The sequence below is a fragment of the Sporosarcina sp. YIM B06819 genome, assembly GCF_033485175.1.
Taxonomy (GTDB): Bacteria; Bacillota; Bacilli; order Bacillales_A; family Planococcaceae; genus Sporosarcina.
This window is the reverse complement of sequence record NZ_JAWLIQ010000017.1, coordinates 69,241-84,439: the sequence shown is the minus strand read 5'-3', so window position 1 is coordinate 84,439 and position 15,199 is coordinate 69,241. Positions and strand designations below refer to the sequence as shown.

The following is a 15,199-nucleotide window of genomic DNA, read 5'->3' as shown; positions in this document are numbered from 1 at the left end:
CTGAGGACTTAACAACATAACCAGCTTACCTCGCAACGTTTCCGATGGACTAGACAACACTTTCAGCGAACTAAGCAACGTTCTGAGGACTTAACAACGTAACCAGCTTACCTCGCAACGTTTCCGATGAACTTAACAACACTCGCCCCGAACTAAGCAACGCCAAAAGGACTTAACAACGTAACCAGCCTACCTAGCAACGTTTCCGATGAACTAGACAACACTCGCCCCAAACTAAGCAACGCGCAGAGGGCCTAACAACATAATTTGCGCTCAAAGAAAAAACCGCCTCAAAATTCGAGGCGGTTTTCGAGTGGCTTGTGGTTAGTGGTTGTTACGATTGTTGTTCTTGTTGAGATTTTCATCGATGATCACTTCATTTGGTGTAGTCGTATTGCCATCATTAATAATTTCTCCGTTTGGCGTAGTCGTGTTGCCTTCAATGATTACTCCATTGGGTGTAGTATTATTGTCTTTAATGACGCCGTTACGCACACCGTTCCCGTTCATATCTCGATTGTTATCGAGACCATCCATATTTGGTCCTGTCTGCCCATTATTAACTTTAGGCGTCAAGTCCCTCGTACGGTCCTCCACTTTTTCCATTGGCGTTTCGTTGTTCTTCGGTACTGTACCGTTGTTTGCACAAGCAGTCAGCACAAATCCCGACATCAACACGAGTGGTATCGCTTTTTTGAACATGAAATGATTTCCTCCTCTCCACAAGCCTTTTACCATACAAATCAGTATGATACTTTATAGCTTGACCAGAAAAGGAGTAACTATCCCTTTTTCTTTCTTACATTTCTAAATGATTTTTAAGCAACGTTTCAACGTATACAGCTTCAGCTTTACAATCATACTCATAATGCGTATTCAGCTGTTCCTGCATCATTTGAATTGCCACAATCTGTTCTTCGGACGGTGGTTCACCGAGGACGCGTGCGATGACTTCATTGATACGTTTTGCGAGGTCCTCATGAAAATCTGGATCGAGTTTCATGTCATCTGGAATTTTGGAATACCAAAGTGCTTTTGTCGTAATGTATTCACGCCAGCTGGCAATAAAATCATCGATGCTAAATTTTTCTTCAGACCATTCAATATCACTCATATATTGTTCAAAAGTCTGTGTGATGGACCTCGTAATGCTACTTTTTAAATTTGGAGAAAGATCTTTAAACATACTGACTTGTACCCTCCTACTTCGAAGTGCTTTGCCATTTTTTGCAATGACACTATACTGACATTGTAACTAAGTTCCAATGCGTTCGCAAACTTAATCTACTTTGGAAACGGCTGGTCCTAGTGCCAATGTAATCTCTGCTTCGCAAGCAATTTCTCCGTCAACCGTTGCCATTGCTTTTGCTTTGACGATAGTCCCCCGAAGTCTTGTAATTTCCACTTCAAGGCGCAATGTATCACCCGGTGTCACTTGGCGTTTAAAACGACAATTATCGATACCTGCGAAAAAGCCTAGTCGCCCTTTATTTTCTTCTTTTTGCAGTAGTGCGACTGCGCCGACTTGTGCAAGCGCTTCAACGATTAACACACCTGGCATTACTGGATAGCCCGGAAAATGCCCGTTAAAGAATTCTTCGTTGATTGTTACATTTTTTATTCCGACTGCACGTTTTCCTTCTTCAACCTCAAGAATACGGTCTACCATGAGAAATGGATAACGGTGTGGCAAGATTGCTTGGATTTGCTCTGTTGTTAGCATGGTCATCCCCCTGATGTTTTATTTATGTATCAAACGAAAAAGTCAATTCGACTCTTTCCCACTAATGATGTCGATAATGTGGGTCCATGTCTCTTTTTTGAGAACATCGGTAGGCTCCCCATCACCAATATAGCCATAGCCAATGATAGCCCCGAGTATAGCCGCCCCCACGAGTAACAGTAGGACGAGTATTACACGAAGCCAGATGGGCAGGAGGCGAATTTGTACCCACAACTGTTTCGGCGGTGTAGCTTGTCCAATTTCGGTGCTCCGCTTGCTATGTTCGCTGCGTGAAGACCGTGTTCGGGTGGTCGTTTTTACTGACTCATCCTCTTGTCGCTTCAAACTACTTCGTTTTTCATCTGTCATATCCCTAGTACTCCCTACCGAAATCTCATCGAATGCCGTTAATCAGACCTAACATCTGGTCTGCCATTGTAACTGAGCGCGCGTTGAATTGATAAGAGCGCTGAACAGTGATGAGATCCGTCATTTCTTTCTCATAGTTAACGTTAGATGCTTCAAGCATACCGCCTTCTAAACTCACTTGGTTTCTTGTGGCACCACGCAGATCAGTCATCACTTCTTGCTGTGTGACACCAAGGTCCGCTAAGTTTGCAGGCAGTCCAAAGTTTGTACCGGATAGACGTTGTAGCAAATTAGGACGTTGCGCCACTGTAATGCCTAATTCTACTCTCTCCACCGTTCCATTAGCATGTGTCAATGCTAGCATTCCACCCGCATCAACTGTGAAATTTGTAACATCATCTGCAAATGTAATTGGTAATCCTTCGCTGTTGGCAACGGGATAGCCTTCACTATTGACGAGCATACCTTGACCATTTGCCACAGGTGAAATGTAGAAATTTCCTTGTCGCGTATACACAGTCTGTTCTCCGCCATCACTTGGCATCAAAATCGTAAAGTATTGTTTGGGTTCTGTCAGTGCAAAATCAAGTTGACGATCTGTCGTTTGCAATGAACCCACTTTCCAATTCATTTGCGCTTGTCCAAGAACAGCTCCGGAGCCATAACGAATTCCAAGCGGTGATTGGCGCGGTGCTGTATCCGCCTTGTCATTATTGAATTGCTGATAGAGCAATTCATGGAATTTCGCATTGCTCGATTTGTAGCCATGGGTAGCTGAATTCGCAAGGTTGTTCCCAATTATGTCTAGTTGCTGTTGCAATTGATTTAATGTATTGGTAGCTGTTGACATTGTGCGTAGCATGCATTTCGGCTCCCTTCAAATCATTTATGATTAGATCAAACACGCCGAGGCATGTTTGCGTCCAGATTCTGCACAATCAAGTTAAATGCGCCCGATTTCAGTAACTGCTTTTTCCATGCTTCGGTCATAGGCTTGAAGGATTTTTTGATTGGCCTCAAATGCACGATACGCCGTCATCATATCCGTCATCGTTTGTGCAGCATCAACGTTCGAACCTTCCAGATACCCCTGTTGCATCGAATACGTCACGCCTGCAACTGCATTGGCATTCTGAAGGTTTTCGCCGCCTTCTGTCTTAAACATCCCGTTTCCTTGTTTTAGAAGCGCATCAGGACGTTGTGCGAATGAAATACCAAGTGTCGCCACAGCATTTTCCCCGTTCATGATAACGCCCTCTTGTGTAATCTCAATATCATCATTTTGTAAGGCAATTCGCTGCCCATTATTATCGAGTACATAATACCCCTGCGGATTCGTCAAATAGCCACTTGGATCAAGCGTAAAATTACCATTTTTCGTGTAATGTTCGCCACCATTGGCATCTTCAAGTCTGAAAAAGATTGCGCCTTGTGTGCCTGTTTCATTATCCACTGGTAGGAGGCCGTCAATGAGCGCCACGTCCGTCGTAAGCTCAGTTTCACGTAATTGACCTTGCGCAAACAATGGTAGCGTCTCCTGCATGTAAACACCTGTTGAAACTGCCCCAACTGGCGATAGACCTTTCAATTGAAAACCGTCTTTCGTAGGAATACGTGTCGTGTTAATGCTTGACATGTACATTTCCGGAAATGACCGTATCGATGACTGTTCCGCCTTGAAGCCTGGCGTATTGGCATTTGCAAGGTTGTTCGCTAACATTTCAGTTCTGCGCTGTTGTGCAATCATCCCAGAGCCTACTGTATAAAATCCACGGAACATGTTCCCGCCTCCTGTTTCAATAATTCACGGTTGGAATCTATTAACGACTAGCGATTTTGTCGATATTGTCCAATAAAATACCTGTCCCAATTGCGACACAATTCAATGGGTTCTCTGAAATAAATACCGGTACTTTTAGCTCTTCAGCAAGGAGTTGGTCAATGCCATGTAACAAAGCACCGCCGCCTGTTAAGAAGACGCCACGATCGATAATGTCGGCGGACAATTCAGGTGGTGTTTTTTCCAACACTGTTTTTGCTGCATGAACAATCATATAGATCGATTCTTTTAGTGCTTCACCGATTTCATCGGAATGCACCGTAATCGTACGCGGAAGGCCTGTCACCATGTCGCGCCCTCTTATATCCATTTGTTCTTTGCGGCCACCTAGGAACACCGTACCGACATTGAATTTGATATTTTCCGAAGTGCGTTCCCCAATAAGCAAATTATAATGTCGTTTAATATATTGTGTAATATCATTATCAAATGTATCCCCTGCCACTTTAATGGACTGCGAGGTTACGATGTCTCCCATCGATAAGACAGCGACATCTGTTGTACCACCGCCAATATCAATTACCATGTTGCCGCTTGGTTGGAAAATATCCATTCCTGCGCCAATTGCCGCCACTTTCGGCTCTTCTTCAAGGTATATCTTCTTGCCGCCTGATTTCTCGGCTGCTTGTCGGATGGCTTTCTGTTCAACACTCGTAATGTTTGTCGGACAGCAGATAAGAATCCGCGGTTTCGATAAAAATCCTTTAACGTCCAATTTATTAATAAAGTGACTGAGCATAGCTTCCGTCACATCAAAATCTGCGATAACACCATCTTTTAATGGTCTAATAGCCACAATATTACCTGGCGTCCTGCCGACCATTTGTTTTGCTTCTTCACCAACCGCTAGCACTTTGTTCGTGTGCTTATCAATGGCTACTACTGACGGTTCGTTAAGAACAATCCCTTTTCCTTTTACATGAATCAAGACGTTGGCTGTACCGAGGTCGATCCCAATATCTTTCGCAAACATTGTTTCTGTTTCCCCTTCCACCTGGATCATCGAATATTACCGTATATGTATACTCTCCTAACTAAATATTTTACCATAGTTCTACAATAATGAATATACTTTAGAACCATTCAGGACATAATAAAAGGCGGATCGCAATTTACGTTGCGAAACCGCCCGGCGTTGCTAACTGCTTCCAATCTTCTTAACTTCATTCATCCATTTGACTCTTGTCGCTTCGCCACCTCGTAAATGTCTGACAGACTTATGATAGGCAAGTATTTTTGCGACTTCTTCCGCCAATGCCACATCGACATTCGGTAAACGTTCCGTCAGATCTTTATGGACCGTGCTTTTCGAATAGCCCGTCGCTTTTGCTAGCGCCCGTACAGTAAGTCCTGTCTCCAGCAACATTTTTCCGAGGCGCACGCATCGCCTCCGTATTTGCTCGTGCACGCCCTCTTCCTTTCCTGTCGGCTCTGAATCTTCCTTTATTCTATGCGGTCATTTGGTGGGATATGCGTGTGGGCAAGGGGGAGAACTCTCTTGCGTGCAAGAACAACAGCGCAAGGCACACGAAGTCTAAACGCAACAAAAAAGTGCCAGCTGCTGACACAATTCACAAACCATGAATTGGATCAGTAACTGGCATTGAATGGCTAAGTGCGCCTTGTTAGAATGCAAGTTTAGAACGTGGATTGATGGCTACACCATTTTCCTGTACTTCAAAAAGTAGGTGGATACCTGCTGTTGAATTCCATCCGTTTTCTGAAGCTGTGGCGAGTGCTTGTCCTTGGCTTACTTCGTCACCTTGTTTAACTTGAATTCCTGTGACGGAACGATAGATTGTTGTTAATCCATCTGCGTGGGACAGGGTAATTTCATCACCCTTGAATGGGTCCGTCACGACCGATTCTACTTTACCGCTTAGTGCCGCTACAACTTCAAAGGGCTCACCTTGCACAGAAATCGACACGCCAGTATTTGCCACATATGTCTGATTGAAAACGAGCAACGCATTTTCACGAGATGCTTCGTCCCTCTCTGTGTCATAATAATCCTGCACGATGACTACATCATCTAAGACTTCTTCAGCAAATGGATACTTGAGCGTTTCCTTTACTGCGTTCGTCTGCACGATTGGCGGATCCTTTACATCATTGTTTGCAACGTCTGTCAGCCCCGGGGAATCTTCCGTCATGAATGCATTATAACCCCAGATCATGCCGACGAAGACGATTGCGATACCCGAATAGACTACTGGCCAAAACCAACTTTTTGCCTTTGCACTTTTGTTCTTCTGAGAAGGGGCTTTCGGTTTTTCTTCTCGCATTGTCATCACCTCACTCGCTATTATTTGCAAGTGAAGGAGTTTTTAAACATTCGGAATCAAGTAAAGTAAATTTTTTTATTTCTGTTCCTGTGTAGTAGTGTAAAAGAATGTCCTCAGCCGTCCATCCTTTCTGGGCAAATGCCTCTGCCCCATACTGGCTCATACCAACACCATGACCATAACCGGTTGTTGTTACATGAACAATCTGATTGGTGACATCAAATGCGATATCAAAGTCTGTTGATGCGAGTCCTAACAAATCACGCATTTCCCGGCCACTCGCTTCGAATCCCGAAGTCACAGCCTTCTGAACACGCCCTGTAGGGTTTCTAACGAGCTGTAATGATTTGAATTGCTCGGCATCCCATTCGCTGCCTATCAAGTTATTCCATTCCGCAAGCGCCATTGTTGATTTCCGTTCGACTGTTGCTGCTACGTCCTCCTCCCCAGGACTGTCAACGCTTTGTAAATAAGGGATATCACTACCGCTAAAGTTTTGCGCTGTTTCAGTCTTACCATTCGATGTGGAAAAAAACATGGCCGATATCATTTTATTTTCGTACATAAGGGTATCACCCGCGGTCGCTTTCACTGCTGTACGTACTTTCTTTTCATTGCGTTTGAATTCTTTCTTCCATCGCTCTTTACGCTGCGCTTCACTGGCATATACTTGGGCAGAAACATCTGCAGCAATGGGCCTGTTGCCATTATCCGTCGTCCGGAGCGCATAGGTACGAGCGGCAATGGCCTGCGCTTTCAACGCTTCCTCCTGAAATGTAATTGGCATTTCAGCCGCGACCACTCCAACAACGTACTCTTCCAGTGGAATCGGCTTGTCCATACCCGCAACCGTAATCATTACTGGGCAAAGTTCGACCTTTGTTTCCTCCACCTTGCTACTCATGTCCGGCGTCTGTTTCAAGAAAACGGGAATAAAAAACAATAGTAGGATGAATAAAGCAGCTAGTAGTTTGTCCATGGTTGAGTATATGAAGTCCGTTTGGATTTATGCCTCTATTTTTTGAAACAACAAAAAAGCTGTAGATAGTGCTCCACAGCCTTTTTGTAATGATAAATTAGACGAGTTGTGCTGATTTTTCAGTTTGCGTTTCTGGTGAAACTCGGACGATGTCTGCTCCAAGTGCTGCAAGCTTACCGTGGAAGTTTACATATCCGCGGTCGAGATGCGATAGTTCCGTTACGCGTGTAACGCCTTCTGCCATAAGACCTGCCAGAATAAGCGCAGCTGCTGCGCGAAGATCTGTCGCTGCTACTTCAGCACCTTGCAGTTTAGACGGTCCTGAGATAATAACTGATCTACCTTCAATTTTAACTAATCCGTTCATGCGACGAAATTCTTCTACATGCATGAAGCGATTTTCAAAAACCGTTTCAGTTAGGACACCTGTACCTGACGCTGTCAGCATAAGTGCCATCATTTGTGACTGCATATCCGTTGGGAAGCCTGGATGCGGCATCGTCTTCAAATCAACTGATTTCAAAGGCAAATGCGCTGTCACACGAACTCCCTCATCCAACTCAGTAATGACAACGCCCATTTCGCCTAATTTTGAAATTAGCGCAGCATTGTGTTCAGGAACAGCATTGTCAATAATGACATCGCCACCTGTAATTGCTGCTGCCACCATAAATGTACCCGTTTCAATACGGTCGGGTATAATATGATGCGTTGTACCATATAACTTCACTACACCTTCAATTCGAATCGAGTCCGTACCAGCTCCAACAACTTTTCCACCCATTTCATTGATGAAGTTCGCAAGGTCTACAATTTCAGGTTCTTTTGCAGCGTTTTCAATAATCGTTGTCCCTTTTGCTAATGCTGCCGCCGTTATAATATTTTCAGTTGCGCCAACACTTGGGAAGTCAAGGTAGATTTTTGCGCCTTTTAAGCCGCCTACCGCTTTGGCTTCAACATGTCCATGGCCAAATGAAATTTCTGCCCCCATTGCCTCGAAGCCTTTTAAATGCTGGTCGATTGGACGAGATCCAATTGCACAACCACCAGGAAGTGCGACTCTTGCATAACCGTTACGTGCTAAAAGCGGTCCCATCACAAGGATGGATGCACGCATTTTTCGTACATATTCAAACTGTGCTTCTGCAGAAAGTGTACCTGTCGAATCGATAATCACTTCGTCGTTCTCAGGGAAATGCTCCACTTTTGCATTCAAGCTTTTCAGTACTTCATTGATCGTTCCAACGTCTGAAAGATTTGGCACATCCCGTATAACGTTTGTACCTTCTGATGCAAGCAATGCAGCAGCTAGTATTGGTAATACTGCATTTTTTGCGCCTTCTACCCGGACATTCCCTCTCAGTACACGTCCACCGTTGATAATAATTTTATCCAAAATAAGTCCCTCCGACTCCTGTGTTGTAGCCAAACATATTATAGACTTCTATCTAAAACTTGCTTATCATAAATTCAACATAAAAACATATCTAATTCTACATTGCCTCAGCTTAATAAACAAGCTGCGTCCGGGCTATTTCTGAATGCCCTGCTAAGTAGTCTATACTATGTACACTTTTTACGTTTTGTGTCATAAAACTAAGGGTCAACTTCATGCCATCGCCCCATATATGGCGGCATAGTAAACACATTTTTATCATATCCGCGGCGATAGCATGTATCGTAATTACCCTTTATCCGAAAAGTTCGATTTTTTATTACAAATTAAAAATTAACTAAATATAAATGGAAGCCTTCCTGACCAATAGGATATCTCCAAAAAGAAATTTGATACGGCCGAACCGACTGCAATACTCAATAAAATAAATAATAATTGGGCTTGCATCACTCGATTTTTCTTGATAATTTTTTCTGGCATAATCGCTTGTAGCGCATAAAAGGAAATACCTATGAAGAAAATATGCGACACGATTGCAAGTAAAGGCTGGAATGCCATCATACTAGTCATATGTAAACCTCCGTAGACGCGATGAAAAGACGGACAGAAGAAAACTTTTCCCCTTGTCCGCCATCATCAACTACTCATTTTTTTCTTGTTTCGTACACGTTGATACGATTGATGGCACGCTTCAATTCAAGTTCCGCCAATTTGTAGTTACTTTCATCTTTTTCAGCACGCAATGTGTCTTCCGCCCGTTTTGCTGCTGCTTGCGCACGAGCAAGGTCAATCGTAGAAGCCATTTCTGCACTTTGTGCTAAAACAGTGACAACATCTGGACGGACTTCAAGAAAGCCGCCGTGTACAGCAACATGTTCCGTCACGCCATCCTTTATCAGGCGAAGTGCACCAATTTTAAGAGGCGCTACCATCGCAACGTGGCCGGGAAGAATCCCAATTTCGCCTGCTTCGGTGACTGCGACGATTGTATTCGCATCGGCTTCACAAACAGGGCCATCGGGAGTGACGATATTGACTTTAATTGTCTTCATTTTTTCCCCTCCTGGTAGCTTAATCAAATTCGCCTTGGCGAATTTGGCGCAGATTGTTATCAAGACCTGCTCGATAACAATCTGTCGCATCCGCCGGAGGCTTTAATTTAGCAGGAAATCTGCTGAATTAAATTAAACCTCAACGCCCATTTGTTTCGCTTTTTCGATAACTTCTTCAATGCGTCCAACAAGTCGGAATGCATCTTCTGGAAGGTGGTCGTAGCGGCCTTCAAGGATTTCGCTGAAGCCTTTAACTGTCTCAGCTACAGGTACGTATGAACCTTTTTGTCCTGTGAATTGCTCTGCTACGTGGAAGTTCTGCGACAAGAAGAATTGGATACGACGCGCGCGTCCTACAACCAATTTATCTTCTTCGCCAAGCTCATCCATACCAAGGATTGCAATGATATCCTGAAGTTCACGGTAACGCTGAAGCGTTTGTTGTACTTGACGTGCAACTTCGTAATGCTCTTCGCCAATGATGCTTGGGCTAAGTGCGCGTGAAGATGAAGCAAGTGGGTCAACCGCAGGGTAAATACCCATTTCAGAAAGTTTACGCTCAAGGTTCGTCGTTGCATCAAGGTGAGCAAACGTCGTTGCTGGAGCTGGATCCGTATAGTCATCCGCAGGAACGTAGATTGCTTGAATAGATGTAACAGAACCGACGTTTGTCGATGTGATACGCTCTTGAAGCTGACCCATTTCCGTTGCAAGTGTCGGTTGGTAACCAACCGCTGATGGCATACGGCCTAGTAATGCAGATACTTCAGATCCCGCTTGAGTAAAGCGGAAGATGTTATCGATGAACAGAAGAACGTCCGCGCCTTTTTCGTCACGGAAATATTCTGCCATTGTCAAACCTGTTAATGCAACACGCATACGCGCGCCAGGTGGCTCGTTCATTTGACCGAATACCATTGCCGTTTTGTTGATAACGCCAGAATCTGTCATTTCGTAGAACAAGTCATTTCCTTCACGTGTACGCTCTCCAACACCAGCGAATACCGAAATACCACCGTGTTCTTGTGCAATGTTATTGATCAATTCTTGGATTAGAACTGTTTTACCTACACCCGCACCACCGAAGAGGCCGATTTTACCACCTTTGATGTATGGAGCAAGTAAGTCAACAACTTTAATACCCGTTTCTAGAATTTCAACTTCCGTTGAAAGGTTTTCAAATACTGGAGCTGAACGGTGAATTGGGTCACGACGATCCGCTGCTGGAATTTCCTCACCAAGGTCAATAATTTCTCCTAGTACGTTAAATACGCGTCCTAGTGTAACGTCACCTACTGGCACTGAAATTGCAGAACCCATATCATCTACTACTGAACCACGTTGTAGACCATCTGTTGATGACATTGCAATTGTACGTACAGTATCGTCCCCAAGGTGAAGCGCGACTTCAAGTGTCAACGTTTCAGGCTCAGTGTTTGGACGAGTAATCTGGACCTTCAATGCGTTATAGATCGATGGAAGTTGACCGTTTTCGAACTTAACGTCAACAACCGGACCCATTACTTGAAGTACATGTCCTTTATTCATACTTTTCCCTCCTGTCTTACTGTTGCCGTGCAATTTCTTCCTTTATTCGAGAGCTGCGACGCCGCCGACGATTTCTGTAATTTGTTGAGTAATCGCGGCTTGTCGAGCACGGTTGAATGAAAGTGTTAAAGAATCTATTAAATCAGCTGCATTATCAGATGCAGTTTTCATCGCTGTCATACTAGAAGCATGTTCACTTGCTTTACCATCAATCAATGCACCGAAAATGAGGCTTTCCGCATATTGCGGAAGAAGTACTTCAAGAATTGCTTCGCCTGAAGGCTCAAACTCATATGAAGTAGTCGTTGCCGGTGTCGATATGATGTCAGTGAGCGGAAGCAATTTCTTTTCCGTCACTTCATTTGAGATGGCGGAGATGAAGTGGTTGTAATACAAGTACACTTCATCGTACGCGCCTTCTGTGAACATGCCAACAGCACGCTTAGCGACGTCTTTTATTTCATCGAATGAAGGATGATCACTAATTCCCTCGACGCTTTCGACAATATTGAAATCAAGACGTTGGAAAAATTCAAGACCTTTCCGTCCGATTGCAACAATCATCACTTCGTCTTTCGACGCGTGACGTGTTTCGATTGCGCGTTTAACCGTACGCAGGATGTTGGCATTATAACCTCCAACGAGCCCGCGGTCCGATGTAATGACGATATAACCCGTCTTTTTAACCGGACGTGTTACGAGCATTGGATGACCAGAGTCTTTTGTTCCCGCAGCAATTGCCCCTACAACTTCCTGAATTTTTTCCATGTACGGAACAAACGCTGTTGCGTTGCTTTCGGCACGGGCCAATTTGGAAGCAGAGACCATTTGCATCGCTTTGGTAATTTGACTTGTTTTCTTCGTCGACTTAATACGGTTTTCTATATCGCGTAATGATGCCACTGACATTTCACCACCTTATCGTTTTTTAGATCAAGAATCGTTTTGGCGTTGTTGTCAAAACCGTTTCCTTACTTATTCTGCTGCAACAAAGATTTTCTTGAACGCAGTAATTGCTGCTACCATTACGTCGTCCGCTGGAAGATCTTTTGTTTTGCGAATATGATCAAATACCTCAGTGTGGTTCGTTTCAAGCCAGCTTAGAATCTCACTTTCGAAACGTAAGATATCTTTTACTGCGATGTTATCTAAGTGTCCACGCGTTAACGCGTAAAGCACAACAACTTGTTGTTCCACTTTGAATGGTTTGTTCAAATCTTGCTTCAAGATTTCAACAGTACGCACTCCGCGGTCTAGTTTCGCTTGTGTTGCAGCGTCAAGGTTAGAACCGAATTGAGAGAACGCTTCAAGTTCACGGAATGCTGCAAGGTCAAGACGCAGTGTTCCCGCAACTTTTTTCATTGCTTTAATTTGTGCTGAACCACCTACACGGGATACGGAAAGACCAGGGTTAATGGCTGGACGTACACCTGAGAAGAATAGGTCAGACTGAAGGAAAATTTGACCATCCGTAATCGAAATTACGTTTGTTGGAATATAAGCGGAGATATCCCCTGCTTGTGTTTCAACGAATGGCAATGCTGTAATAGAACCTGCGCCAAGTGTATCATTCAACTTCGCTGCACGCTCAAGTAGGCGGGAGTGAAGATAGAAGACATCACCAGGATAAGCTTCACGGCCCGGAGGACGGCGAAGTAACAAAGAAAGTTCGCGGTATGCCGCTGCTTGTTTAGAAAGGTCATCATAAACAATCAGAACGTGCTTACCTTCGAACATGAATTCCTCAGCCATTGTTATTCCCGCATAAGGTGCAAGGAATAGTAGTGGAGATGGTTGTGAAGCAGAAGCCGTTACGACGATTGTATAATCAAGTGCACCGTTTTTACGTAATGTTTCAACAACACCACGAACTGTAGATTCTTTTTGACCGATTGCTACATAGATACAAATCATATCTTGGTCAGCTTGGTTAAGAATTGTATCGATGGCAACAGTTGTTTTACCTGTTTGACGGTCACCGATGATCAATTCACGCTGTCCACGACCGATTGGAACAAGTGCATCAATCGCTTTAATGCCTGTTTGCAGTGGCTCATGAACGGATTTACGCGCCATTACGCCTTGTGCAGGACTTTCAATTGGACGTGATTTTGTCGTTGCAATCGGACCTAGTCCATCAACTGGTTGCCCTAGTGGATTGACAACGCGTCCAATCATTTCTTTACCGACTGGTACTTCCATAATACGACCTGTACGACGTACTTCATCGCCTTCTTTGATGTCTGTGTATGGGCCAAGGATAACGATACCTACGTTATTCGCTTCCAAGTTTTGCGCCATACCTAAAACACCAGTAGAGAACTCAAGAAGTTCTCCGGCCATGACGTTGTCGAGGCCATGAGCTAGTGCGATACCGTCACCGATTTTGATAACTGTACCTACTTCGCTCACTTTCAATTCAGACTGATAATTTTCAATCTGCTGTTTTATGAGAACGCTGATTTCTTCAGCTTTGATGCTCATGCATGTCACCCCTCAAATTTCAGTTTTATGATCCGATAAGATCCCGTTTCAGACGCTCAAGCTTCGCGCTTACGCTGCTGTCGTAAATCTGGTTACCAATTTGGAGACGGATGCCCCCAAGTAGTGTTGGATCGATGATGTTATTCAGTTTCAAGGACTGTTTGCCGACTTTCTGTGCAAACGCATTAGAAATAGATTGGCTTTGTTCATCCGAAAGCGGTTGTGTTGAAAACACTGTCGCTTCAGCGATACTTGCTGAATCATTTGCAAATGTGTTGAACTCATCGACAAAGTGAATCACTTCGTTGATGCGTTTCCCGTCAAGCAGGACGTACAGTGCATTCAAAGTGAACTGATTCGCTCCCTTGAATAAGTCCGCAAGCAGTTCTTTCTTTTTTGCCAATGGCAATTTAGGAGACTCAAGCAATTGCCCAAGTCCTTCATTCTCTTGGAAAACCTTTTTCAATTCTTGAAGTTCTTCTTGAATTGTAGTTGTTTGTCCATTTTGTTGTGCAAGTTCAAACAATGCAAGTGCATAGCGTTTTGCTGCAACCGATTTGCTCATCGGCCCTCGCCTGCCTTCGCAATCGTCTCTTCAATCAATGCGCGGTTATCTTCTTCGGAAATTTCTTTCCCAAGAACTTTAGACGCTGCAAGGATGGAAAGGGATACGAATTCTTCGCGGACTGCCGCAACGGCTTTGTCCTTTTCTGTCGCAATTTCAAGCACTGCTGCTTCTTTCATGCGGTTCGCTTCAGCACGAGCCGTGTTGATCAATTCATCACGGTGTGATTCAGCTTGTTTCTGAGCATTTTCAACAATCGATTGTGCATTATCACGCGCTTCTTTCAACAACTCGCGTTGTTCTTCAAGAAGTTTATGTGATTCTAAACGACTTTTTTCAGCTGCCTCGATTTCGTTTGAAATCATTTGAGCTCGTTGATCCATGATGCCCATAAGTGGTCCCCATGCAAACTTCTTCAGAAGTAACATAAGTATCGTGAAAAATGAAACCGTGACGATAATATCGCCTAGGTTTAAGTTCTTATTTAATTGTGCCAATCCACTAGTAGCTCCACTATCTGCTGCTAATAAGGCGAAGGTATCCAAAAACACGATTGTTTCACTCCCTTCAAGAGCTTATATCTCTTTAAATATGGATATTTTGTTTATCTGCATAAAGGTTATCTACATAAAGGAATGGCGAAGGACTACATAGTACGTTCTTCGCCATTAGATTCAATTCTCGCAGAGAAATGAATGTCATTACTGTCATTACTCTGTATCGTACTACTTATTTGTTCATTACGATGAACGCGATAACTGCTGCGAAAATCGGAACAACTTCAACAAGTGCAACCCCAACGAACATGTTTGTTTGAAGAATACCGCGTGCTTCTGGTTGACGTGCGATTCCTTCTTGTGTGCGTGATACAACTAGACCTGCTCCTAGACCTGCTCCTAGTGCTCCTAAACCGATTGCGATTGCTGCTGCTAATAGACCAACTGAACCTACCATTATT

At 44.0% G+C, this 15,199-nt stretch carries 19 protein-coding genes; all 19 read right to left on the bottom strand.

What is annotated here, in order from left to right; translation table 11 throughout:
* Nucleotides 1-324: 324 nt before the first annotated feature.
* The 19 genes from R2B72_RS12950 to atpE all read right to left on the bottom strand — a co-directional run bounded on the left by R2B72_RS12950 (nucleotide 325) and on the right by atpE (nucleotide 15,195).
* Entirely contained in the window at nucleotides 325-702 is a 378-nt protein-coding gene (locus tag R2B72_RS12950) for a hypothetical protein (protein WP_318617028.1), read from the bottom strand.
* Nucleotides 703-799: 97 nt separating this feature from the next.
* Nucleotides 800-1,186 (bottom strand): hypothetical protein, encoded by a 387-nt coding sequence (locus R2B72_RS12945; RefSeq protein WP_318617027.1) that lies wholly within the window; start codon nucleotides 1,184-1,186, stop codon nucleotides 800-802.
* Nucleotides 1,187-1,279: 93 nt separating this feature from the next.
* The gene (gene fabZ, locus R2B72_RS12940; RefSeq protein ID WP_318617026.1) at nucleotides 1,280-1,723 is read right to left on the bottom strand and encodes a 3-hydroxyacyl-ACP dehydratase FabZ; all 444 of its coding nucleotides are present in this window, start codon (nucleotides 1,721-1,723) and stop codon (nucleotides 1,280-1,282) included.
* 42 nt (nucleotides 1,724-1,765) lie between these two features.
* On the bottom strand, nucleotides 1,766-2,092 hold the full coding sequence (locus R2B72_RS12935) for a DNA-directed RNA polymerase subunit beta (protein ID WP_318617025.1): 327 nt from the start codon (nucleotides 2,090-2,092) through the stop codon (nucleotides 1,766-1,768).
* A 25-nt stretch (nucleotides 2,093-2,117) separates the two neighbouring features.
* Nucleotides 2,118-2,954, bottom strand: coding sequence for a flagellar hook-basal body protein (locus tag R2B72_RS12930; RefSeq protein WP_318617024.1), 837 nt, complete (start codon nucleotides 2,952-2,954; stop codon nucleotides 2,118-2,120).
* An 81-nt stretch (nucleotides 2,955-3,035) separates the two neighbouring features.
* On the bottom strand, nucleotides 3,036-3,872 hold the full coding sequence (locus tag R2B72_RS12925; protein ID WP_318617023.1) for a flagellar hook-basal body protein: 837 nt from the start codon (nucleotides 3,870-3,872) through the stop codon (nucleotides 3,036-3,038).
* Between the two features lie 40 nt (nucleotides 3,873-3,912).
* The gene (locus R2B72_RS12920; protein ID WP_318617022.1) at nucleotides 3,913-4,905 is read right to left on the bottom strand and encodes a rod shape-determining protein; all 993 of its coding nucleotides are present in this window, start codon (nucleotides 4,903-4,905) and stop codon (nucleotides 3,913-3,915) included.
* 165 nt (nucleotides 4,906-5,070) lie between these two features.
* On the bottom strand, nucleotides 5,071-5,340 hold the full coding sequence (locus R2B72_RS12915; protein WP_318617021.1) for a sporulation transcriptional regulator SpoIIID: 270 nt from the start codon (nucleotides 5,338-5,340) through the stop codon (nucleotides 5,071-5,073).
* 217 nt (nucleotides 5,341-5,557) lie between these two features.
* Entirely contained in the window at nucleotides 5,558-6,217 is a 660-nt protein-coding gene (locus R2B72_RS12910) for a M23 family metallopeptidase (RefSeq protein ID WP_318617020.1), read from the bottom strand.
* A gap of 10 nt (nucleotides 6,218-6,227) precedes the next feature.
* A complete protein-coding gene (gene spoIID / locus R2B72_RS12905) occupies nucleotides 6,228-7,109 on the bottom strand; it encodes a stage II sporulation protein D (RefSeq protein WP_318617019.1) in 882 nt (293 codons plus the stop codon).
* 184 nt (nucleotides 7,110-7,293) lie between these two features.
* Entirely contained in the window at nucleotides 7,294-8,592 is a 1,299-nt protein-coding gene (gene murA, locus R2B72_RS12900) for a UDP-N-acetylglucosamine 1-carboxyvinyltransferase (RefSeq protein WP_318617017.1), read from the bottom strand.
* 333 nt (nucleotides 8,593-8,925) lie between these two features.
* Nucleotides 8,926-9,162, bottom strand: coding sequence for a DUF1146 family protein (locus tag R2B72_RS12895; protein ID WP_318617016.1), 237 nt, complete (start codon nucleotides 9,160-9,162; stop codon nucleotides 8,926-8,928).
* Between the two features lie 74 nt (nucleotides 9,163-9,236).
* Entirely contained in the window at nucleotides 9,237-9,644 is a 408-nt protein-coding gene (locus R2B72_RS12890) for a F0F1 ATP synthase subunit epsilon (RefSeq protein WP_318617015.1), read from the bottom strand.
* A gap of 132 nt (nucleotides 9,645-9,776) precedes the next feature.
* Entirely contained in the window at nucleotides 9,777-11,192 is a 1,416-nt protein-coding gene (atpD, locus tag R2B72_RS12885) for a F0F1 ATP synthase subunit beta (protein WP_318617014.1), read from the bottom strand.
* Between the two features lie 42 nt (nucleotides 11,193-11,234).
* A complete protein-coding gene (gene atpG, locus R2B72_RS12880) occupies nucleotides 11,235-12,101 on the bottom strand; it encodes an ATP synthase F1 subunit gamma (protein ID WP_412177845.1) in 867 nt (288 codons plus the stop codon).
* A 66-nt stretch (nucleotides 12,102-12,167) separates the two neighbouring features.
* The gene (gene atpA / locus R2B72_RS12875; RefSeq protein WP_318617012.1) at nucleotides 12,168-13,676 is read right to left on the bottom strand and encodes a F0F1 ATP synthase subunit alpha; all 1,509 of its coding nucleotides are present in this window, start codon (nucleotides 13,674-13,676) and stop codon (nucleotides 12,168-12,170) included.
* A 25-nt stretch (nucleotides 13,677-13,701) separates the two neighbouring features.
* Complete coding sequence (locus tag R2B72_RS12870) at nucleotides 13,702-14,241, bottom strand: F0F1 ATP synthase subunit delta (protein WP_318617011.1); 540 nt, start codon at nucleotides 14,239-14,241, stop codon at nucleotides 13,702-13,704.
* Nucleotides 14,238-14,792, bottom strand: coding sequence for a F0F1 ATP synthase subunit B (gene atpF / locus R2B72_RS12865; protein ID WP_412177844.1), 555 nt, complete (start codon nucleotides 14,790-14,792; stop codon nucleotides 14,238-14,240). The genes R2B72_RS12870 and atpF overlap by 4 nt, the downstream gene beginning before the upstream one ends.
* Before the next feature lie 178 nt (nucleotides 14,793-14,970).
* Nucleotides 14,971-15,195, bottom strand: coding sequence for a F0F1 ATP synthase subunit C (gene atpE / locus R2B72_RS12860; RefSeq protein WP_203248455.1), 225 nt, complete (start codon nucleotides 15,193-15,195; stop codon nucleotides 14,971-14,973).
* Nucleotides 15,196-15,199: the final 4 nt, after the last annotated feature.

What these genes read in the sequence shown, in the direction of transcription:
- R2B72_RS12920 (WP_318617022.1), bottom strand. Translation starts at nt 4,905, where the DNA reads ATGTTTGCGAAAGATATTGGGATCGACCTCGGTACAGCCAACGTCTTG.
- R2B72_RS12895 (WP_318617016.1), bottom strand. Translation starts at nt 9,162, where the DNA reads ATGACTAGTATGATGGCATTCCAGCCTTTACTTGCAATCGTGTCGCAT.
- R2B72_RS12930 (WP_318617024.1), bottom strand. Translation starts at nt 2,954, where the DNA reads ATGCTACGCACAATGTCAACAGCTACCAATACATTAAATCAATTGCAA.
- fabZ (WP_318617026.1), bottom strand. Translation starts at nt 1,723, where the DNA reads ATGCTAACAACAGAGCAAATCCAAGCAATCTTGCCACACCGTTATCCA.
- atpG (WP_412177845.1), bottom strand. Translation starts at nt 12,101, where the DNA reads ATGTCAGTGGCATCATTACGCGATATAGAAAACCGTATTAAGTCGACG.
- R2B72_RS12950 (WP_318617028.1), bottom strand. Translation starts at nt 702, where the DNA reads ATGTTCAAAAAAGCGATACCACTCGTGTTGATGTCGGGATTTGTGCTG.
- R2B72_RS12935 (WP_318617025.1), bottom strand. Translation starts at nt 2,092, where the DNA reads ATGACAGATGAAAAACGAAGTAGTTTGAAGCGACAAGAGGATGAGTCA.
- R2B72_RS12925 (WP_318617023.1), bottom strand. Translation starts at nt 3,872, where the DNA reads ATGTTCCGTGGATTTTATACAGTAGGCTCTGGGATGATTGCACAACAG.
- R2B72_RS12910 (WP_318617020.1), bottom strand. Translation starts at nt 6,217, where the DNA reads ATGCGAGAAGAAAAACCGAAAGCCCCTTCTCAGAAGAACAAAAGTGCA.
- atpD (WP_318617014.1), bottom strand. Translation starts at nt 11,192, where the DNA reads ATGAATAAAGGACATGTACTTCAAGTAATGGGTCCGGTTGTTGACGTT.
- R2B72_RS12890 (WP_318617015.1), bottom strand. Translation starts at nt 9,644, where the DNA reads ATGAAGACAATTAAAGTCAATATCGTCACTCCCGATGGCCCTGTTTGT.
- atpA (WP_318617012.1), bottom strand. Translation starts at nt 13,676, where the DNA reads ATGAGCATCAAAGCTGAAGAAATCAGCGTTCTCATAAAACAGCAGATT.
- R2B72_RS12945 (WP_318617027.1), bottom strand. Translation starts at nt 1,186, where the DNA reads ATGTTTAAAGATCTTTCTCCAAATTTAAAAAGTAGCATTACGAGGTCC.
- R2B72_RS12870 (WP_318617011.1), bottom strand. Translation starts at nt 14,241, where the DNA reads ATGAGCAAATCGGTTGCAGCAAAACGCTATGCACTTGCATTGTTTGAA.
- atpE (WP_203248455.1), bottom strand. Translation starts at nt 15,195, where the DNA reads ATGGTAGGTTCAGTTGGTCTATTAGCAGCAGCAATCGCAATCGGTTTA.